The sequence below is a fragment of the Pararhizobium sp. LjRoot235 genome (genome assembly GCF_964254145.1).
Classification (GTDB): Bacteria; Pseudomonadota; Alphaproteobacteria; order Rhizobiales; family Rhizobiaceae; genus Pararhizobium.
On the sequence record NZ_CAXUSP020000003.1, the window covers coordinates 175,189 to 195,297 of the forward strand.

Here is a 20,109-nt window from a genome sequence, read left to right on the forward strand (position 1 = left end):
GCGGTGTCGTGAATTTCGCGTTGCCAGGGCCCCCAGCGCCCAGGTTATTCGGCAATGCGGACGTCAACGCCGGACAATTCCAGGCGGTGGTCGCTCATCGGGATCCACTGGCGAACCTGCTGCAAACGCGCAGCATCCAGCATCGCGGTGATGACCGTGACGTCGCCGGCAGCACGCACGATAACGTCACCCCATGGATCGCAGATCATGGAATGTCCGAAGGTTCGCCGCTCTTCCCCTCCAGGCGCCAGATACGAGCCGCATTGGCCGCAGGCGGCGAGATAGGCCTGAAATTCGATCGCCCTGGCGCGGCACAACACTTCCCAGTGATCCTTTCCCGTCTGCTCGGTGAATGCCGCCGGAAGGATGAAGAGATCGACGCCTTCAGCTGAAAGCCGATTGAAAAGCCCTGAAAATCTGAGGTCGTAGCAGATGGCGCAGGCAACGCGGAATCCATTGATCTCATAGATCAGCGGCTGATCGCCGGGCGCGACTGTTGCTGACTCCGCGTAGACCTTGCCATCAGGTGCGGTGATGTCGAACAGGTGGATCTTGCGGTAGACGCCCACCTGCCGGCCGGCGGAATCGAAAACCACTGTCGTGTTGTAGATCCGCTCAATACCCGGACTTTTTTCCAGCAGGCTGCCAGCATGCACCCAGACCCGGTGTTTTGCGGCAAAGGCCTGGACCAGGGCATAGGCCTCGCCACCCGGAACATGGTCGGCAGCCAGGCGTTTGTCCTCAGCCGTTCCGCCAGTCCAGTCGAAATGCTCCGGCAGCACAATGAGGTCAGGATGCTCGCGAGCAACCGCCTGTTCCATCAAATCCTGGGCGGCTTTGAGATTGCGAGGCCGATCAGGCTGCGAATTCATTTGGATGAGCGCTATCTTCACGGGGAGGGGTCCTTCTGAAAGTCGAAGATTGAGCGGCCTGCGGACAGATGTGAGCGCAGAGCCGTGGACCGGCGCTGGCGTTCGATCGCCAGCATGGCAAGGTCCGCCATCCGCGTGGCGTCGGCGACAAAGACACCCTCGTTGTCGGCCAGGACGATGTAACCAGGCAGAACGGCGGTCGCGCCACAGGCGATCGGGACATTTACGGAGCCGCCGATCGCAAAGCTGCGGTTGGTGGTTTTCGACGAGCGTCCGCGGCACCAGACCGGCAGGCCGATTGCAACCAGTTCATCGATGTCGGTGCAGGGTCCGTCGATGACGACAGCAGCCGCACCCTTCGCCTTTGCGGCCGTGGCCACACCGCCGCCGACGCAGGCAATGTCGTCCCGGTCGACGCGTGAAATCACCAACACATCGCCAGGCAGCAGCAGGTCGATCGCCTTATAGATCACGATGCCGTCGCGACCCGGTGCCGCGACGGTGAGAGCAGTTCCAACGGCCCGCGCGGGAAAGACAGGCCGGATGTCATCGCTGACGAACCCGAGATGCTCTATGTGCCCGATGGTCGCCGTTTCTACATCGCGAAGCATATTCTGCAGAGCGATTGACGAGGACGGCGGGCGGTCATCAATGCGATAGATCGGCGTCATGGTGCCTGTCCTTCCGAAATCATAGGTAACGGGGTTCAGACGGGCCGTTCGCCCGCGGTCGTCGTGCGATGCATGATGCGGATCAGGGTCGGGTCGAAGCCATCGCGCCGGTGCATGGTGCAGCGATTGTCCCACATCATGATGTCGCCCTCATCCCACCGCTGGATAAAGACTTCCTGTCCCTTCGTTGTGTGCTGCCACAGCTCCAGGAGCAGATCCTCGCTCTCATCCAGAGGCAGGCCGACAATCCATGCGCCCTCGGTGGTGCCACCGAGATAAAGGGCCTTGCGGCCTGTCTCCCCGTGGGTTCGCACCAGCGGATGAACAATGCCGCTCCACTCCCGAAAATCCTTGGCTTCGGGCACGCTCTTGCCAAGTCGCAGCTTACCGGTTTTGTCATAGACGTTCTGGAAGAAGATCTGCCGCCCGTCGGTCATCTTTTTCAACGAATCCGGCAAGGTTTCGAAGGCGCTGTAGGTCGACAGGAAATAGGTATCGCCACCAGACGGCGGCACGGTCACCGCGCGCAGGATTGCACCTGCGGGCGGCCGTTCGTAAAACCATGTGTCCGTATGCCACGTCGCCTCGCTGTTGCCCATTGCTCCGCTCGGCTTGCCGTCCTTCATGGCGTTGCTGATCACGAGGATTTCCGGATGGTCCGGATGGCCGCCTTCCTGCTTCTGTTTGGGGTGAATGACGAACTCGCCGAAATGGCGCGAGAATTCCACCTGTTGTGCATCGGTGATGCCGGCTTGTCTGAAGCGCAGCACGCCATATTGCAGCCAGAAACGGCGAAGCTCCTCGATGTCATGGGCGTCGTAAGAATTAAAATCGAAGCCTTCGATATCGGCGCAGACATTGCTTTGGTTCTGAACCGCCCGTAGTCTTTCCTTCATCAGCATTTCCTGTCTCCTTTGGTAGCCTTCCTCTAAGGCCACCATCATCCTAGAAGTGACCGCCGCGGGGTTTCCAATACCGATCGGCGCGCATTGATAGGGCCGAACTATGGATTGCGGATCAGTCGGAGAGGACCTGCACGTCGTGCGGATCGATCCCGAGCGCAACAGTGCTTCCAGGCTCCGGCGGGCTGGAAGACCGGCCCGAGCGGACAAGGACGGTGAGGGCCAGCCCGTGTGCGATCTCGACCAACAGTTCTTGATGGGCGCCCAGGTTGACGATCCGCCGAACGACACCGTCAAGGCGGTTTTGCCCAGGCATCAATTCTTGTGTCCCATCCAGAAGCGCGATGCTCTCGGGGCGAATGCAACAGGATCGAACGGCCTGCGGACCTGTGAGGCACGCCGAGCGAAGAACAATCGGACTTCCTTCGACGTTGAGGGTGAGAAACGCGGCTTCCCGAACGTTCTTGCTGACGGACAGGATATTGGATCGTCCGATGAAATCGGCGACGAAGCGCGACGCGGGATTCCTGTAGATCGAATTTGGCTTCCCCTGCTGGGCGATGGCTCCCTGCCACATGACCACGATCCGATCAGACATGGCCATCGCTTCTTCTTGATCATGGGTGACGTAAACGAAAGTCATACCCAGCTGTTCGTGGATCTCCTTGAGTTCGATCCTCATGGCTTCGCGCAGCTTCAGGTCAAGATTGGAGAGCGGTTCATCGAGCAACAAGACCGTTGGGCGGGGCGCGATGGCGCGCGCCAGGGCAACCCGCTGCTGCTGGCCACCGGAAAGGGCCTTTGGGTAACGCCCACCCAGGCCATCGAGGCGAACGCTACGCAAAGCGGCCTCGACGGCCGGCCCGATTTCGGCCTTGGGCGTGCCGCGCATGCGAAGCCCAAAACCGACATTTTCAGCCACGGTCATATGGGGAAATAACGCGTAGTTCTGAAACACGAGACCCAAATTGCGTCTTTCCGGCGGGACGCGCGTCTGACTTTTTCCCCGAACGCGAATGTCGCCACTACTTGGGGTATTGAAGCCCGCGATCATGTTGAGTGTTGTGGTCTTGCCGCAGCCGGAGGGTCCGAGAATGCTGACGAATTCGCCGCGCGGAATCTGGAGGTTCAGATCCTTGACGACCGGGAGGCCGGCAAAGGACTTGCTGACCGAGACGAGTTCAATGTCGAAATTGTTCATTTGCTTCCACCATGCAGTTGGGCCGAGAAACCACCGATCTTCTCGAACAGGAAAATCACCGCCAGGATGAAGATCATCGACGCGACGTTGACGGCCGCCATCACCGGATCGAGGCTGTATTCGAGGTAGTTGATCACCGCGATCGGCAGCGTGGTGTCGCCGGGGCGGACGAGAAAGACGGACAAGGGGATGTTGTTGAACGAGATGATGAAGGCGAAGGTGACCCCCGACAGCACCCCCGGCTTGATCATCGGCAACACGATATGCTGCAGCCTCTGGCGCTTGGTTGCACCCAGGCTTTGGGCCGCGCGATCAAGATTTCCGTCGAAATTGGCAAGGGACGTCGCCGCCATGCGGGTCACGAAGGGCAGGGCGAGCACGACATGGGCGGCAATCAGAGCGGGTGTACCGAGAATACCCTGCAGGCCGATGATCGACAGGAACAGCACGATCGCCACGCCCTTGACGATCTGCGGCACCGACAGTGGCGACAAGAGGCCCGCCATGATCGCCGTGGCACCCGGGATCCGCTCGTAGACGATCGCGTAGGCAGCCAGAATTCCAAGCACGCCGCTGATCGCCGCGACGAGGGTTGCGATCCTGACGCTCAGCAAAAACGGCTGCAGCCATCGATCGGTCAGCAGGTCGCCATACCAGTCAAGCGTCCATTCCCACGGAAGGAAGGTGACAGCGGAGGACGGGCTCAACGAGGCGGCGACCACGACCGCAAGCGGCAGGGTGATGAACACCAGGACCAGACCGACCGCGAGCCAGAAAAGAACTGCCAGAACTCTGTTCACGACTTTTCTCCTTCCCGGTTGCTTCTTTGGGCGCTCCGGCGTGTTTCGTATCGGATGCCGAGGAACGAGACTGTGAGCATCATGACGAGAAGCCCGACTGCCATGACGGCGGCGAAGCGCCAGTCGATGTAGAAGAGCACTTGCTCGTAGATCATCGTCGCAAGCACCTTAAAACGGGCGCCGCCAAGGAGCGCCGGCGTGGCATAGGCGCTTGCTGCCATCGTGAAAGAGATCAGCAGTGAGCTGACGATCCCCGGCACCGACAGCGGCAGGATGACGTGGCGAACGACGGAGAGCCGTGATGCGCCAAGCATCTGCGCTGCCCTCTCCAGATTGGGATCGATGCCCTGGATGCTCGTCGTCAGGGACAGGATGCCGAAGGGCAGGACGACATGGGTCAGGCCGACAACGACTGCAAAGAGGTTCTTCGACAGGGGAAGCGGCGAAGCGATGAGACCTAGATTCATCAGCGCATCATTGATGAACCCTCGATCCTCAAGAATGATGAGCCAGCCGTAGGTGCGCAAAACGACGCCGGCAAGCTCCGGCGCCAGCGCCAGCGCAAAGACTACCGCCCGCCAGCGCGAGCGCGACCGTGCCAGAAAGTAGGCAATTGGATAGCCAAGAACCGTCACGCTCAGTGCGACGAGTATCGACATCATGGCTGTGCGATACAGACCGGCAAGCGACAGACCGTCGGAGAAGAAGCGCTGATAATGGGCAAACGTCGGCGCAAGGGTCTGACCATCCGTGAGACTCATCCCGATCATGACGCCCATGGGCAGCGCAAAGAAGACGGTCAGCACGAGACAGGAGGGAGCGAGAACCAGGTAGCCCGACCTTTTAGGCGGCGCAGCCGGCATCGCTACCGGCGCGGCAAGCGCAATCGTAGACATGGAACCGCCCTCTCACTTGGCCTGCGAAACGACGTCGCGTTCCCAGCGCTCGCCCCATTCGCCTAGCTTGTCGGCAACTCGCGCGAGATCCGGCAGATTCAGACTCTCAAGATCCGCTTCCGTCGTGATCTGACGCTCGCGAATGTCGGAGGGGATATCGATGTCGATCCGGGCACTTCCGACTTTGTAGCCGGTCACCCATGCTTCCTGGCTGGACTTTTCGAGGAAGAATTCGATGAAGGCCATGGCGGCTTGCTTGTTCTCAGCACCAACAGGGACGTTCAGCGTCGCGATCAGCGGGATCGTACCCTCTTTTGGGCGGACATAGTCGACCGGAACGCCCTGATCGACGAGAAGCTGGGCACGCCCGTTCCAGAACGGCATCGCCCACACAGTCCCGTCCTTGATGTAGCTTTCGAGGATTGCCGAGGATTGTTCGAAGCCGATCGACTGGCGTGCAAGCTCAGCCATGGCGGTAAAACCGGGACCGACGTTTTCGATCATATTGCCACCGCGGGCGACCGACATGATTTCAAGGAGAAAGACCGCCATGATGTTCTGGAACGTCGGCAGGATGATCTTGCCCTTGAGCTCGGGCGCCAGAAGCGACGACCAGGAGGTTGGAGGAGAGGTCAGCTTGTCGGTGCGGTAAAGCAGCGACATATACTGGACCTCATGGACGGCGCCGCAGGGACCGGCCACTTCCGAAAGCCTTGGCGCAAGTTTCCCAAGATTTGGGATCGCCGCGGCGTCCAGCTTCTCCAGGAGCCCTTCCTTACAGCCCTGGAGCGACTGCGAGGCGGTCATGACGCTGACGTCAAACCCGGGCTGGCCCTTGGTGGCCTTGATTTTCGCGTAGTCCTGGGCAGCTGATCCGACAGCGTCATAGACGACATCGATACCGGACTTCTCCTCGAACGGCTTGATAATCCGCTCCTCGATGATGGCCTCGTACGGCCCGCCATAGCTGTTGACGATGAGAGTTTCGGCAAAGGCCGGCCCCGGTGCTCCGCCCAACGCAAGCACAAGACATAGAGGAAGGCATCGATCCACATTCACGGCAGGGTCTCCCGGTTTCATTGTTCCCGGGAGGATGGTGATGGCTGGGGGAAGTCGGGTCTAATATGGATTGTCAGCCATTGTTAAACGTGGGCTATCAATGGCCTACTGAGAAGTCAGTACGATTTCTTAAGCAGGTCGGCAGCCTCCACACCAAGAGCCGTCGAAAGCCGATCAACTACGTCTATGCTCGGGCTGTATATCGAGCGCTCAAGGGAGCTTATGTAGGTTCGGTCAAGGTCGGCGCGGTGAGCAAGTTCTTCTTGCGACAGCCCTTTCGACTGGCGAAGGCGTCGCAGATTTTTTGCAAATGTTTCGCGTATCTCCATACACGCCAGAGAAAGCGGTTGTAGAGTATTCAACCACGGAGTATTCTCTACATTCACTCCGTCGAGACGTCTGGGTTTGATGTCGACCTCTCTCGGATTCCCATAAAAGTGAGATGGACGGATCACTGGCATATGGAACTTCGCCAACTCCACTATTTTGTCGCGGTTGCCGAAGAGCTTCATTTTGCACGGGCAGCATCGAGAGTACACATCGCCCAGCCAGCATTGAGCACGCAAATCCAGTCTTTGGAACGCGAGCTCGGTGTCCAGTTGCTGGTTCGCACGACACGAAGGGTCGAGCTGACCAGGGCAGGGGCCACCTTCTATGATCGGTGTGTGCGCATCTTGAGCGACATCGACTTGAGCGCGGAGATCACCAGATCGGTCGCGGGCAAGACAGTCACGAGAATCAGGATCGGAACAATATACCCCGCCACCGTGGGTCTGCTACCGGCATTCCTTGCCCGTATCGCCAGGAAGTATCCGGAGATTCAGCTACATGTTTCGAGCGGCACCACCGACGACATCATCCGTAACCTCGAAAGCGGGCAAATCAATCTCGGCTTTATCCGGCCGGTGGAGAACATTGGGGCTCTGCGGTTCGTTTCCATTGCTCATGAGAACTATCTGCTGGCGGTAGAAAAAAGCAGTGTGCTCGCATCCCGACAGGAGATCTGCGTTGAAGACCTGCGTGACCAGAAAATCATCTCGTTCTCACGGCAAAACCTCTCCTACACGGAGAGATATTTCGCCGAGAAGTTCGCTGAACATGATTTGACACGGAACATCGCCTACACGTGCGATGATACTTTTTCGCTGGTTTCGTTGGTCTCGGCCGGGCTTGGGATCGGTTTTGCGCCGGAATGGACGGGGGAGCTTCCGAACCGCAATGTCGCGCTTCGGAAAGTACGGGGTGTCGACTTCCGGATCGGGCTTGGTATTGCTTGGAACTCAGAGGATCCGACGACGTCACGCAATGACATCGTCGATATTGCGCGGTCGTTGGCTCGGCAGCGCTAAAGAACCAACGACAATCCGCCTAAGGATAATCTCAAAACCTGGACAAAGGCTGACTCAGGACGATCCTGACGCGAGCCGTGACCGGCCAGACTAGGCAGATTCTCTGATCTTGATCTTGAAGGGCAAGATAATGCTGCGTTCCGTGGTCTTTTCCCTCAGCGCGTTTTCAATCAACTGCGCAATGGCCGGCCCGTAATCAAACGCTGGAACCGTGACAGTTGACAGCCACGGAGCCAGCCAATCATTCAGGCGGTTGTCGTCAAACCCCATCAAGATGACGTCCTTGGGAACCGCGAGACCGAGTTCCATTGCTGCGCGATGGACGCCGTAGGCGATCATATCGTTACCGCAAAAGATAGAGAGCCGTTTCTTGTGCTTTAAAAGCAATTTAAGACCGTGCTCGTAACCGGCTTCCATGGTGTACGCGCCTTCCACCTTTTCGAGGAGCGCTCTGTCGCCGAGACCGGCTATGAACCCATCAAGCCGCTCGCTGCTTCCTGAATAGGTTTTCGGCCCGTGAATCGCCACGCAGTTCTGGTACCCACGCTCAGCGAAGTATTTCCCTACCGCGACGCCGGCCGCGAAATTGTCGACGCCGACATAGGGAGCGTCAATTCCCTCAGCGGGGCGCCGGTTCACGAAAATTATGTTGTTTTGCCTGGCACACAATTCACGCAATCTCGGCGTATCTATCGCGCCTTGAAGGACGATGGCGCGCGCGCGGAGACCTTGCGCATCCGAAAGCAGCCGGTCCTGTTGCTCTGCATTTTCCGCCGCGTTTGCCAGAACCATGGAAAGACCGGACGACTTCAACGCGGTTTCCACCGATGCGGCGACGTCGGCGGTGAAATGATTCGATGCGTCGGGAACGAGCATTACCACCACCCTGCTGCGGGCAAGGCGAAGCGATCGGCCGATTTCCGAAGGTGTATAGCCGAGGGTCTCGGCTGCTTTTTTGACACTTTCAAGTGTTCGAGGCGCGATCGCATCGGCTTTCCCGCTGAAATACCGCGACACGGTCGCCGTGGATACGCCCGACAGGCGCGCGACATCGTGAACAGTGGGCGGCTTGGTCATTGCGGAAAACTCGTCTCACAATTCAATTCTTGGACCTGTCCCTTTTGTAAAGCGGAAGTCTCGGAAAGCGACGACTGGTCACCATGAAGACACCCTTCATGGTCAATAAGACGTCGTCAAGTACCAATTTTGTTCGCTCAACGACATAAACGTCTGAAGTCATTGAAGGAGCCGCCAACTCGGGTCTCGTCCGCGTCGACTGCAGGCACCTAAAACTATAGGTCGGTGAAGCTCGGCTTGCCGCAATCCCAAGAGAAATTCTGAAATACTGGCGTGTCAGCGCAACGGATATTCTAATAGCTTCCGGGTAAGAAAATCAGCGCCTCCCCACCAGCCACCGTTTTGCTCTCGAGGAATTCATTAGTCTGGAATTCGCTCGAAACGCACATGTAATCGTTGACATCGGCAAAATAACTTCGTTGTATACGTTAACATCAGGCCTGTGAGGCGACGCAGAGCCCCGGATCGGATAGTTTATTGGGATTACGCTCGGTCATGAAAGGAACGTCGATATGATGCGCATCGGAATTTTGGGCTGCGGGAGAATCGGACAAGTCCATGCTCATTCGATCCAGCGAATTCCTGCAGCAAAGCTTGTTGCCGTCGCCGACGTTTCCGCAACCGCTGCTGAAGCGGCTGGGCGCCGGTTTGGCGTCGAGGTGCGCAATGCCTCAGACCTTATTGCCGCCAGGGACATCGATGCGGTCGTGATCGCGACGTCAACTGCAACTCATTTTGATATGATTCACGCAGCAGCGGCAGCAAGCAAAGCAATCTTTTGCGAAAAGCCGATCGACCTTTCGTCCGAGCGAGTCAGAACCTGCATCGAGGCGATCGAGAAGGCCGGAGTGCCGTTTATGACCGCCTTTAACCAGCGGTTCGATCCGCATTTCGCAGCCCTACAAAAGCGAGTCGAGGACGGCGAGATAGGAGAAGTTGAAACGATCTCCATAACGTCCCGAGATCCTGCGCCTCCGCCAGTCAGCTATATCCAAGGTTCAGGGGGACTTTTCCGCGATATGATGATCCACGACCTCGATATGGCGCGTTTTGTTCTGGGAGAGGAACCCGCGCAAGTCTTTGCAGTCGGGTCCAACCTAGTTGACCTGGCTATCAGAGATGCTGGCGATGTGGACACAGCAGCAGTAATCCTTACGACGTCCACTGGTCGGATTTGTCAGATTACAAACTCTCGCAGAACGACCTACGGATATGACAAACGTCTTGAAGTACATGGATCAAAAGGCATGTTGCGTGTCTCGAATGTCCCGGAAAATCTCGTCGAGAGCGCGAGCAGCGCGGGCTTCGAAAAAGCACGTGCGCAGCCATTTTTTCTTGAACGGTTTGGGGCCGCCTATCTCGCCGAGATGGAGTATTTTGTGGAAGCGGTTTCGGCGGGTATTAAGCCCATTCCCGATGCGCAAGATGGCCTTCGCGCGCAATTGATCGCTGATGCCGCGACCCAATCCTGGCAAGAAGGTCGGCCCGTGTCGGTCGCCCGCTAGCCCACCTCTATAACTCAAAGCAGGAACTCCAATGAAGGTTGCATTTATCGGGTTGGGTCGCGTGGCCGAACTTCACGTCGAAGCACTTCGCCAACTTGGCGCACACACATTTGTTGGAGGATGGAGCCGATCATCAAGCAAGGCGGATAGGTTTTGCCAGCAATTCGGCGGGACCGCCTATCCCACGGTTGAAGATCTGCTTGGCGATCAACATATCGACGCTGTACTTGTCGCGACAAGTACAGCCTCACACTTCGAGTACGCGAAGCGTTCGCTGATGGCGGGAAAGCATGTGCTTTTAGAAAAGCCGCTCTGCGAGGCAGCCTTGCAGATCAGGGAACTCGCAGAAATTGCCACCGCGCAGAATCGAACCTGCATGCCCTCGCATAATTACGTCTATGCGGAGAGTATGAGGCGGTTGAACGCGCACATCAAAGCCGAGCGTCTTGGGAAGATTGTGAACTTTTGGGCGATCTATAACAAGCGGCACGACGCATCGATTGGAGAACCGGATCTAACGATGCGGGAGCTTATGGTGCACCATGCTTATTGCATGCTTTACTTCTTAGGCCGGCCTTCACATGTATATGCGACTGGCACCAATGTTCATTTCACGGACAAGAACGCCCACGACCAACTGATGATTACAGCAGAATATTCTGATGGAAAGATTGCCAATCTGTGGGGCAGCTTTTCCGCGGATGATCGAAGCCGCGAGCCTTGGTCATGTTACTTCAAGGTCATCGGCATGGAGGGTAGCGGTGTTGTGCCGTGGGACGTCACCAAATTTGGCGACGCGACCACCCCGTTCTGGGACGATGCGACCTACTGGGACAGCTTCCTGCAGGTACAGAGCTATTTTCTCGACGAATGTTTGACTAAGTCTCAGGCGCCGCTGTCGACACTTGAAGATGCATATGATGCTGCTGTGTTCCTAGACGCTGCACGTCGGTCTCTGGTGGAAAGACGCCGAATTGAAATCGACTATTCCTAGGGAGGCATGAAAGGGCTACGTCCGCAGTGGCAGACCTCTGGTGTCAGCGAAGCCACAGGGAAAGCTCCTTTCGGAAAAGCGGAGCGACAGCGAGAATCCGAATCGCTGCAGTCCGCGTTTGCGCCTGTTGCAATTCATAACTGGTTCTGGACCTGAAATTCGCGTCTAGCCAGGAAGTGGGCGATGCTAAGTCGAAAACTTTCAAGAGGAACAGTCAGGTAGGTATCCGCGAGTGGGGAAGCAGGTGTCGCGCTCGCCTGAGGCGCCCCTCAGCTTCAACAACTTGGCCATGATTGAATTGTAGAAGCGAGAGCCGGCAAACTGTTGGACTCGTGGGTAAGTGGCCTCTGATAAATGCCGAGACAGATTTTCAGCAAAGGAGCCAAGGCTTTCCGTTAGTGCTGCAAGGCGACTTTCTGTCGTGTGGCACTTTGAGCTCCCCCGAGATTGCAGAGGAAGTGATGGTCAGTTTTAGAAGTATTGAGGTCTTCTATTGGACGGCGCATCTGCGAAGTTTCTCGCGCGCCGCCGACCGGCTCAACACGACGCAGCCGACGATCTCGCAGCGTCTCCGCGCTATGGAAGAACTGATCGGTGAGCCGTTGTTAAACCGCGCGGCAAAACCAATCGCACTGACCTCTGCGGGACGTACGCTATTTCGCCATGCAGAGCTACTTTTGCGGCAGGTTGCAGCAATGGAACGTGACCTCGATCTGAGCCGTCATATGGAAGGTACCATTCGTTTGGGTGTTTCCGAGACGATCGTACAAACCTGGCTCGCAACGTTTCTGGAACAGGTGGCCCGACACTTCCCCAAACTCGACATCGATATGACCGTGGATGTCACGCCTTCGATGATGAATGCCCTACGCGACGGCGATATCGATATCGCGCTGATGCTCGGCCCTACGATCCTCGATGGTTTTACGTGTATCGAGCTGAAAGACTATCCGCTGAAATTCTATGCCGTTCCCGGTCTCGTCCCGGGCAACGCCATTTCGCTACGGTCGATGCCGAGCATCCCGATCATAACCTATCCGCGCAACACCTACCCTTATATCTATCTACGGGAGACGTTGTTCCGGCAAACGGGCCGCAACCCCAGGATATTCACAAACTCCTCGATCTCAACGATAGAGAGAATGGCGCTGGACGGCCTCGGTGTGGCGCTCGTCGCCGAAGGAACCCTGAGCGGCGAGAGCATGAAGAAACTGAAGACGGTCGATAGTGACATCGACCTGAAACCGTTGAGCTTCTACGCTTACTTCCAGGCAGGCGTGCAGCACGACACATTCGAACAGCTTGCCGAAATAGCCGCACAGGTTGCCGCCGGCGCGCCCTGAGGCTTCGTCACATTCAATTTTCTTATAGGAACTGATCGAATAATATAATTTCACTTGTACGGGCTGTCGCGTTTCAATCTCCCTAACGAATAGGGGGACGCGAATTGGTCGACAACGCCACAGAAAGCCATTTCGAGCCGACGAAAGCCTTGATTGATGAGGCAAGGCGGCGGATTGCACCTTTTGCGATCCGCACGCCGATCATCGAAAGCGACGCGCTTAACCGGCTAATAAGTGCCCGGGTCTTCCTAAAGCCGGAAAACCTGCAGCGCTCCGGCTCTTTCAAGCTGCGCGGCGCCTTGAACCGGGCCCTGCAACTGGATGCGACAGCGCGTGAGGGCGGGATTGTCGCCTGGTCGTCCGGGAATCACGGTATCGCCATTTCCTATGTTGCGAAAGAACTGGGCATAAAGGCCACGGTATTGATGCCGCAGGAGGCTCCACGCACGAAAATTGACAGCGTGCGAAGGAACGGGGCGATCGTGCAACTTTACGACAAAACCCGGGAAGTGCGCGAAGAGATCGGCGCAAGGATCGCTCAGGAAACCGGCGCCGTGATCGTTCCGCCTTATGACGATCCCTATGTCATGACTGGTCAGGCAACGCTTGGAGCCGAAATCTCCGATCAGGTTGCGGAAATAGGGTGCTGGCTGGATGCCGCCCTCTTTCCATGCTCAGGGGGCGGGCTGGTCGCTGGCGCCGCCTGCGGCGTCCGCAGCGCGATGCCAGGCACCGCGATCTACAGTGTGGAACCACAGCACTTTGACGGTATGGCCCTCTCACTTGCCGCCGGCGAACGCCGGACCGCCTTGTGTGACGGAACGTCGATTTGTGACGCGCTGCTCGTGCCGACCCCGGGAGAACTCACCTACCCCGTCTGCAGGGATCACCTCGCGGGTGGGGTGACTGTGTCGGACCCGGATGTCGTACGGGCCGTTCACTTTGCCTACCGCGAGCTGAAACTGGTCGTTGAACCTGGTGGTGCGGTCGCTCTTGCGGCGGTCCTCGCCGGTAAGGTCGACGTCAAAGGAAAGACCGTCGCCATCGTGTTGAGCGGCGGCAATGTCGACGCCGAAAAATTCGCCTCCTATCTGACCACTCAAGCTTGAACCCGGGAGCTGACAATGCTTGATCTGCAAAGCGTCAAGGGCCAGAATATTGCCCAGACAATCGAGAACTTCATGACGCTTGATCTCACGGGCGTAGGCCTCATAGGCAAGATCTACAACGCGCTGCAATCGCGTCAACCTGGCCCCGCCTGTATGAATGCCGCCAATCTTATCGTCGATATTATTCGCGAGTGCGGCGGTCCGATCGTCATCGCGACGGGGTTTCCCGAGGGAGGCGGCGTTCCCGAGACGGATGGACCCGTTGGCGCGGCGCTCCTGGCCCGCGCTCTATTCCTGGGGCTTGGTGTTGAGACCGTTATCGTTACCGATGAGGACTGGCTCGGCATGATGGAGGGGACATGTCGAGGGGCCGGACTTGCGCCGCTACCTTTCCCCAAAGATGGTAGGATCACGCCGGTCGATTTTGTCCGTCCGGTTTATATACGTACCGTTCCGAAGGACGAAGCAGGATGCAGGATTATCACGGACCAGCTTCTCGAGGTGACAAAGCCTTCGTTGGTAATTTCGATCGAGCGGCCCGGCCAAAACGACAAGGGCCTCTACCACGGACTCGGCGGGCGGCCGCTGGACAATCTTGTCGCAGATCTTGACCAGTTCTTCTTGAGCGCAAAAAAGCGCGAGATTCCGTTCATTGCCATTGGCGATGGGGGCAACGAGCTCGGCATGGGGCTGATCGGTGAAGATCTTAAAGCTTTTTCTCCCAAGGCCAAGGACAGCGGACACCCTGGTCGCGGCGGCGTTGCAGCTGCAACCTCGGCGGACCACCTCATCGTAGCGAACGTCTCGAACTGGGGAGCCACCGGGTTGATTGCAGCGCTTTCAGCGCTTTTGGAGAAGCCATCGATCTTTCACGGCGGCGCATTGGAGCGCAGATGCATAGAACAATGCGTCTCGTTCGGGGGTGTTGATGGCATGTTCATGGGACCGGAGCCGGCCGTCGACGGAATTTCTGCTCGGGAGTGGGAAGGGCTCGTCGAGGCGCTACGCAACACGCTTGATCGACTGGCCGGGAGGGTCATCGGATGGAAAGGTGATAGCGGGGATTGGCGTCAGTTGAAGTGAGCAAAACGATGACAACGATCGATAGTCGCTTGACCAAGCTCGGCTTGAAAATCCCTCAGGTGAATGCTCCGCAGGGCAACTATCTGCCATATGTGCGCACCGGCACGTTGATATTCGTTGCCGGGCAGGGGCCGCGAAAGGACGGGAAACTCGTTTACAAAGGCGTCGTCGGGGAAGACCTGACCCTGGAAGACGGGCAGGATGCAGCCCGCCTTTGCGCGTTGAATATCTTGGGGCAGCTCCAACACGCTTGTGACGGAGATCTCGATCGTGTGGTGCGTATGGTTCGCCTCGCCGGTCTCGTTCGCTGCGCAGATGCCTTTGAGAATCAGGCATGGGTGCTCAATGCGGCATCCGACCTTATCTGCCACGTGTTTGGCGAAAAGGGAAAACATGCCCGAATTGCATCAGGCACCAACGCTCTGCCGTCTGGAATGGCAGTTGAAATCGAAGCAGTCGCGGAACTCGCATCCTAGTCATGGAAACTCCTCGCCTGTACAGCTGCTACTGCAATACAAAGGTCGGCGCTGTGCAACACCGAACCCGCCTGAGCCCTGTGGATTTCAGTCGGGCAGGCCTTGGGGACGCTGGTTGCCGTGATCTATACTCGTTGCAGCCGAATTGACGACCGACACAATCCTTTTGAACGCCAAGAGTTTTGCCTCAGCCTGCAGCGTTTGAGCCTCGCTCAGCAAGACTATTTCCTCGACCATCCCCGCTCGAAAATGCGGGTTCGTGAGTGCAATTGCGAAGGCGATCGCGGCCGCGGCAAATGCAGTCAGCTGAATACGCTGCCTCTGATGAGGTGTGAGCATTGTTCCCTCCATTTTATAAAATCTTACGCTCGTTAAAACCGGCGTCAATCAAAATGTAATCGTTGACATCGTGTATTTCGTGGTGTTGTATACGTTAACATCGCAAAATGGCGACGAGCTCTAGCGGGCTCGCGGAGATCTGAAATAGGGGCACCGGGGGCTTTGGCCCGCCCTTCATTGGAGGCTTATCAGTGAAAAAATTGAATGTTGCGCTCATTGGCACCGGCTTTATGGGCAAGGCCCATTCCATCGCCACCGCGGTCGTGCCGATCCTGTTTGGTTCACCGGTCGAGATTGAGCGCAAGGTGATCGTCGATATCGACGAGGAGTTGGCGCAAAACGCTGCCAAGCAGTATGGCTTTGCGGAACACGCAACCGATTGGCGCCAAGTTGTATCGCGCCCCGACATCGATATCGTCGATATCTGCACGCCCAACGACACGCATGCGGCGATTGCGATTGCTGCGGCCAAGGCAGGCAAGCACATCATGTGCGAAAAGCCGATGTCGATGACGGTGGCCGAAGCTGAGGAGATGCTTGCCGCCGCCAACAAGACCGGCGTGGTAACGATGGTGTCCTACAACTACCGTCACACACCCGCCCTGCAGATGGCCAAGCGCCTGATCGATGAGGGCCGTATCGGCGACATCCTGACCTTCCGCGGTTATTACCTTCAGGATTGGGGCGCTGATCCAGAAAAGCCGCTCTCCTGGCGCTTCAACAAGGCGCTGGCGGGTTCCGGTACGCTTGGCGATATCGGCACGCATGTGATCGATGCCGCACGCCTGCTCGTCGGCGAATTCGAGCAGGTGAATGCGATCGTCAAGACCTTCATCCCGGAACGCCCGCTGCCGGCAGGTCGGTTCTTTGGACCGAGCGGTGCCGCGTCCTCGGAAAAGGGCAAGGTCGATGTCGACGATACCGCGCTGACAATGATCAAGTTCACAGGCGGAGCGCACGGCACGATCGAAGTAACGCGCAATGCCTGGGGCCATCATAACCAACTCGGCTTCGAGATCCACGGAACCCGCGGCTCGATCGCCTTCGATTACCAGCGTCTCAACGAACTGCGCGTCGCCTTTGCCGACGATCCGGCTGACGCCTTCGGCTTCCGCACGATCTATTCCGGTCCGAACCAGCCGTTCGGCGACAAGCTGTGGCCGGTTGCCGGCATGGGGCAGGGCTACATCGATATCAAGTCGATCGAGTGGTACAACTTCCTGCAGGCCATCGCCGAGAACAAGCCGGCTTCGCCGAACTTCAAGGACGGCGTGCAGATCGAGCGCATCGCCGAAGCCATTCTCGTCTCCGGACAGACCGGCGCCTGGGAAACCATCAAGCAATCTGCAGCCTGAGGGAGCGTGTGCGATGACGATCAAGCTTGCAATGCACACCTGGCCTTATGCAAGCAACCCGACGTGGTTGCCGGCCTATACGCTTGAAGAAACCATCAAGCGCGTCAAGAAGAGCGGCTATGACGCCATCGAGATCGGAGCGGCCAGCCCGCATGTCTTTCCACCGACGCTGAGCCCGCAACGGCGCAAGGATCTCGGCCAGATGCTGAAAGACTATGGGCTTGAACTGGCAGCCATGCTGCCGGCCCATGGCGGCGGTCCCGGCAACAACGTCGCTTCGCCGATCCCGGAAGAGCGCCGCTGGGCGATCGACCATTACAAGGACATGGTGCAGCTAACCGCCGACTGGGGCGGCAAGCGGCTGATCTGCCTGCCGGGCTGGTATATCTTCGGCACGACCTATCGCCAGGCATGGGACTGGGCTGCGCAGGCGATCGGCGAAATCGCCCGCTTCGCAAAGGACTTCGACGTCGAGATCGTGATCGAGCCGACGCCGGAAGACAGCAACATCGTCAATACCTGCGACAACACCATCGACATGATGAAGGATGTCGGCGAGCCGAACGTGCGCCTGATGTTCGATAGCCATCACGTCATCACAGAGAAGGAAGTAATGACCGACTACGTCCATGCCATGGGCAAGGACCTGGTCCACATCCACGCCTCCGACAACAACCGACTGCCACCGGGCATGGGCAGGGGTGACTTCCCGGCTCTTATCGACGCGCTGCAGGAAACCGGCTTCGACGGCTATCTGTCGATGGAATGCGGCTTCCACCAGCGCGGCATCGAACCCGACTGGGTCGCCCGCGTCTCGCTCGAATACCTCAAGCCGCTCGTCGACGCCGCAAATGCCAAAACGGCAGCTTGAAAATGTAATCGTTACCATTAGCCGTCCGTAATGGAGAAGGACGGTCCGGAAAATCCTGGGTGCGTCCGGACACTCAACCAAGAAAAAGGGGAATACGACATGAAGAGAATGATCATTGGAACTGCGATTTTGGCTCTTGCGGCGTCAGCTGCGCAAGCCGGAGACATCGGAGTGTCCATTTCGCACAGCGACTCGTTCCTGGCCGTCATGGTCCAGGGGATGAAAGAGGAGGCGGCAAAGACGAGCCAGCCTCTCCAGATCGAGTTCGCCGAGGCCGATGTGAACAAGCAGCTTTCCCAGGTACAGAACTTCATCGCTGCCAAGGTCGACGCGATCGTCGTGAACGTGGTCGAAAGCTCCGCCTCTCCGACGATCACCAAGATGGCTGCGGATGCCGGGATACCTCTGGTCTACGTGAACAACACGCCGAGCGATCTTGCAAGCCTCGGGCCGAAGACTGCCTTCATCGGCTCCAATGAAATTGATGCCGGTACGCTCGAAACGAAGGAAGTATGCCGCGTCCTGAAGGAAGAGGGCAAGACCGAGGATGCTGGCATTGTCATCATCCAGGGCATTCTTGCTCAACACGCCGCCGAACAGCGCAGCAAGGCTATTCACGACGTCATCGCGACGCCGGAATGCAACTTCATGAAGATCATCGACGAGCAGTCGGCGAACTGGGATCCGGTCAAGGCGCAGGACCTGATGACGAACTGGATCACCGCAGGCCACAAACCGGTGGCCGTGATTGCCAACAATGATGAAATGGCTTTGGGCGCCATCAACTCTTTGAAAGCGTCCGGCTGGGACATGAAAGACGTTGTCGTTGCCGGCATCGATGCGACCAAGGAAGCGATGCATTACCTGCAAAACGGTGATCTCGACGTCACCGTCTTCCAGGACGCAATCGGGCAGGGCGCCGGCTCGGTGGACGCCGCCGTCAAGCTCGCCAAGGGTGAGACCGTCGAATCGCCGGTGTGGATCCCCTTTGAGCTTGTGAACCCGGCAAACGTCGAAAAGTACCTCGCCAAGAACTGATCGCCGACATGCTGCAGGTGTGCCGCTCAAGGCACATCTGCAGCCAAAGCGTCGATGCACCGAAAGCAAAAGGGCCAGCCCAATGACGATAACACCTGGAGCCACGGTTGTGGCGGAAAAGCGGGTCGCGAAACGCAAGTTTCACAGTGAGATGTCGATGGCCCTGGTGCTGGTCGGCATTGCCGTTGTGTTCGAGATCCTCGGCTGGATGTTCGTCGGCAGTTCGTTCCTGGCCAACCAGCAACGCCTGTCGATCATCATCCTTCAGGTCTCGGTGATCGGCATCCTTGCCGTCGGTGTGACCCATGTCATCATCACCGGCGGCATCGACCTTGCCTCCGGTTCGGTGGTGGGGCTTGCCGCCATGGTCGCCGCCTCGCTGGCGCAAGGCTCGACGGACGTGCGTGCCCTTTATCCTGCGCTCACCGACCTCCTGCCGATCTGGCCTATCCTCGCCGGCCTTGTCGTCGGTCTGCTGGCCGGCTGGGTCAGCGGCCTGTTGATCGCCAAGACCGGCATTCCTCCCTTCATCGCCACGCTTGGCATGATGGTCTGCGCCAGAGGTGTTGCCAAGTGGTATACGCTCGGTCAGCCGATCGGTCTTCTGACCCCGGAATTCACCTGGCTCGGCAAGAGCTTCATCCTTCTCGGTTTCCCTGTGCCCCTGCCGGTGATCATCTTCCTTGGCGTCGCGGCGCTGTCGCATATCGCGCTCGGCTATACACGCTACGGCAAATACACCTATGCAATCGGCTCCAACCCCCAGGCGGCGCGGGTGTCCGGCATCAACATCGGCTCACATCTCATCAAGGTCTATGCCGTCGCGGGACTGCTGTCGGGCCTGGCCGGGGTGGTGACGGCAGCGCGTGCGGCATCGGCGCAGCCGACAATGGGCAACGCCTACGAACTCGACGCCATCGCCGCAGCCGTGATCGGCGGAACATCGCTGGCCGGCGGCTCTGGCCGCATCACCGGAACGCTGATCGGAACCATCATCCTCGGCATCATCACCTCCGGCTTCACCTTCCTGAAGATCGGCTCCTATTACCAGGAGATCATCAAGGGCGCGATCATCGTCTTTGCCGTCGTCATCGATCAGTACAGACGATCAAAGCACGCAAGAGCCTAAAGTGCCTGTCGGGCTTCGGAAGAAATTGACCGCGAACAAT

General features: G+C 58.0%; 21 protein-coding genes. 11 read left to right on the forward strand and 10 right to left on the reverse strand.

Annotated elements, in window-relative coordinates; translation table 11 throughout:
- Positions 1 to 44: 44 nt before the first annotated feature.
- The 8 genes from ACSQ2Z_RS27120 to ACSQ2Z_RS27155 form a co-directional block, all read right to left on the reverse strand.
- Positions 45 to 893, reverse strand: a complete 849-nt coding sequence (locus ACSQ2Z_RS27120; protein ID WP_436084321.1) for a carbon-nitrogen hydrolase family protein — start codon at positions 891 to 893, stop codon at positions 45 to 47.
- Entirely contained in the window at positions 890 to 1,543 is a 654-nt protein-coding gene (locus tag ACSQ2Z_RS27125; RefSeq protein ID WP_436084322.1) for an RraA family protein, read from the reverse strand. The genes ACSQ2Z_RS27120 and ACSQ2Z_RS27125 overlap by 4 nt, the downstream gene beginning before the upstream one ends.
- 35 nt (positions 1,544 to 1,578) lie before the next feature.
- Positions 1,579 to 2,445 (reverse strand): TauD/TfdA dioxygenase family protein, encoded by an 867-nt coding sequence (locus ACSQ2Z_RS27130; RefSeq protein ID WP_436084323.1) that lies wholly within the window; start codon positions 2,443 to 2,445, stop codon positions 1,579 to 1,581.
- Positions 2,446 to 2,560: 115 nt separating this feature from the next.
- Positions 2,561 to 3,646, reverse strand: coding sequence for an ABC transporter ATP-binding protein (locus ACSQ2Z_RS27135; protein ID WP_436084324.1), 1,086 nt, complete (start codon positions 3,644 to 3,646; stop codon positions 2,561 to 2,563).
- Positions 3,643 to 4,446 carry an ABC transporter permease gene (locus tag ACSQ2Z_RS27140; RefSeq protein ID WP_436084325.1) on the reverse strand — a complete coding sequence of 268 codons (804 nt, stop codon included), beginning with the start codon at positions 4,444 to 4,446 and terminating at the stop codon, positions 3,643 to 3,645. Before ACSQ2Z_RS27140 ends, ACSQ2Z_RS27135 begins: the two co-directional genes overlap by 4 nt.
- Positions 4,443 to 5,342 (reverse strand): ABC transporter permease, encoded by a 900-nt coding sequence (locus ACSQ2Z_RS27145; RefSeq protein ID WP_436084326.1) that lies wholly within the window; start codon positions 5,340 to 5,342, stop codon positions 4,443 to 4,445. Before ACSQ2Z_RS27145 ends, ACSQ2Z_RS27140 begins: the two co-directional genes overlap by 4 nt.
- A 12-nt stretch (positions 5,343 to 5,354) precedes the next feature.
- A complete protein-coding gene (locus ACSQ2Z_RS27150; protein WP_436084327.1) occupies positions 5,355 to 6,401 on the reverse strand; it encodes an ABC transporter substrate-binding protein in 1,047 nt (348 codons plus the stop codon).
- A 116-nt stretch (positions 6,402 to 6,517) separates the two neighbouring features.
- The gene (locus ACSQ2Z_RS27155; protein ID WP_436084397.1) at positions 6,518 to 6,730 is read right to left on the reverse strand and encodes a helix-turn-helix domain-containing protein; all 213 of its coding nucleotides are present in this window, start codon (positions 6,728 to 6,730) and stop codon (positions 6,518 to 6,520) included.
- 132 nt (positions 6,731 to 6,862) lie between these two features.
- On the opposite strand from ACSQ2Z_RS27155, the gene ACSQ2Z_RS27160 reads away from it, so the two are divergent.
- Positions 6,863 to 7,750, forward strand: a complete 888-nt coding sequence (locus ACSQ2Z_RS27160) for a LysR family transcriptional regulator (protein ID WP_436084328.1) — start codon at positions 6,863 to 6,865, stop codon at positions 7,748 to 7,750.
- Between the two features lie 90 nt (positions 7,751 to 7,840).
- On the opposite strand, the gene ACSQ2Z_RS27165 is transcribed toward ACSQ2Z_RS27160, so the two are convergent.
- Positions 7,841 to 8,827 carry a LacI family DNA-binding transcriptional regulator gene (locus ACSQ2Z_RS27165; RefSeq protein WP_436084329.1) on the reverse strand — a complete coding sequence of 329 codons (987 nt, stop codon included), beginning with the start codon at positions 8,825 to 8,827 and terminating at the stop codon, positions 7,841 to 7,843.
- Between the two features lie 512 nt (positions 8,828 to 9,339).
- On the opposite strand from ACSQ2Z_RS27165, the gene iolG reads away from it, so the two are divergent.
- The 6 genes from iolG (at position 9,340) to ACSQ2Z_RS27195 (ending at position 15,337) form a co-directional block, all read left to right on the forward strand.
- Complete coding sequence (iolG, locus tag ACSQ2Z_RS27170; protein WP_436084330.1) at positions 9,340 to 10,332, forward strand: inositol 2-dehydrogenase; 993 nt, start codon at positions 9,340 to 9,342, stop codon at positions 10,330 to 10,332.
- 31 nt (positions 10,333 to 10,363) lie between these two features.
- The gene (locus tag ACSQ2Z_RS27175) at positions 10,364 to 11,326 is read left to right on the forward strand and encodes a Gfo/Idh/MocA family protein (protein WP_436084331.1); all 963 of its coding nucleotides are present in this window, start codon (positions 10,364 to 10,366) and stop codon (positions 11,324 to 11,326) included.
- 398 nt (positions 11,327 to 11,724) lie between these two features.
- The gene (locus ACSQ2Z_RS27180; RefSeq protein ID WP_436084332.1) at positions 11,725 to 12,669 is read left to right on the forward strand and encodes a LysR family transcriptional regulator; all 945 of its coding nucleotides are present in this window, start codon (positions 11,725 to 11,727) and stop codon (positions 12,667 to 12,669) included.
- Between the two features lie 104 nt (positions 12,670 to 12,773).
- Positions 12,774 to 13,778: a threonine ammonia-lyase gene (locus ACSQ2Z_RS27185; protein WP_436084333.1), complete on the forward strand. Its 1,005-nt coding sequence runs from the start codon at positions 12,774 to 12,776 to the stop codon at positions 13,776 to 13,778.
- A 15-nt stretch (positions 13,779 to 13,793) separates the two neighbouring features.
- On the forward strand, positions 13,794 to 14,861 hold the full coding sequence (locus tag ACSQ2Z_RS27190) for a DUF4392 domain-containing protein (protein ID WP_436084334.1): 1,068 nt from the start codon (positions 13,794 to 13,796) through the stop codon (positions 14,859 to 14,861).
- A gap of 29 nt (positions 14,862 to 14,890) precedes the next feature.
- Complete coding sequence (locus tag ACSQ2Z_RS27195) at positions 14,891 to 15,337, forward strand: RidA family protein (RefSeq protein ID WP_436084335.1); 447 nt, start codon at positions 14,891 to 14,893, stop codon at positions 15,335 to 15,337.
- A gap of 87 nt (positions 15,338 to 15,424) precedes the next feature.
- On the opposite strand, the gene ACSQ2Z_RS27200 is transcribed toward ACSQ2Z_RS27195, so the two are convergent.
- Positions 15,425 to 15,676, reverse strand: coding sequence for a hypothetical protein (locus ACSQ2Z_RS27200; RefSeq protein ID WP_436084336.1), 252 nt, complete (start codon positions 15,674 to 15,676; stop codon positions 15,425 to 15,427).
- A 191-nt stretch (positions 15,677 to 15,867) separates the two neighbouring features.
- Here ACSQ2Z_RS27200 and ACSQ2Z_RS27205 point away from each other — a divergent pair, with 191 nt between their 5' ends.
- The 4 genes from ACSQ2Z_RS27205 to ACSQ2Z_RS27220 all read left to right on the forward strand — a co-directional run bounded on the left by ACSQ2Z_RS27205 (position 15,868) and on the right by ACSQ2Z_RS27220 (position 20,069).
- Complete coding sequence (locus ACSQ2Z_RS27205; protein WP_436084337.1) at positions 15,868 to 17,031, forward strand: Gfo/Idh/MocA family protein; 1,164 nt, start codon at positions 15,868 to 15,870, stop codon at positions 17,029 to 17,031.
- 13 nt (positions 17,032 to 17,044) lie between these two features.
- Positions 17,045 to 17,902 carry a sugar phosphate isomerase/epimerase family protein gene (locus ACSQ2Z_RS27210; protein ID WP_436084338.1) on the forward strand — a complete coding sequence of 286 codons (858 nt, stop codon included), beginning with the start codon at positions 17,045 to 17,047 and terminating at the stop codon, positions 17,900 to 17,902.
- Between the two features lie 99 nt (positions 17,903 to 18,001).
- On the forward strand, positions 18,002 to 18,940 hold the full coding sequence (locus ACSQ2Z_RS27215; protein ID WP_436084339.1) for a substrate-binding domain-containing protein: 939 nt from the start codon (positions 18,002 to 18,004) through the stop codon (positions 18,938 to 18,940).
- Between the two features lie 82 nt (positions 18,941 to 19,022).
- Positions 19,023 to 20,069: an ABC transporter permease gene (locus ACSQ2Z_RS27220; protein ID WP_436084340.1), complete on the forward strand. Its 1,047-nt coding sequence runs from the start codon at positions 19,023 to 19,025 to the stop codon at positions 20,067 to 20,069.
- Positions 20,070 to 20,109 lie beyond the last annotated feature (40 nt).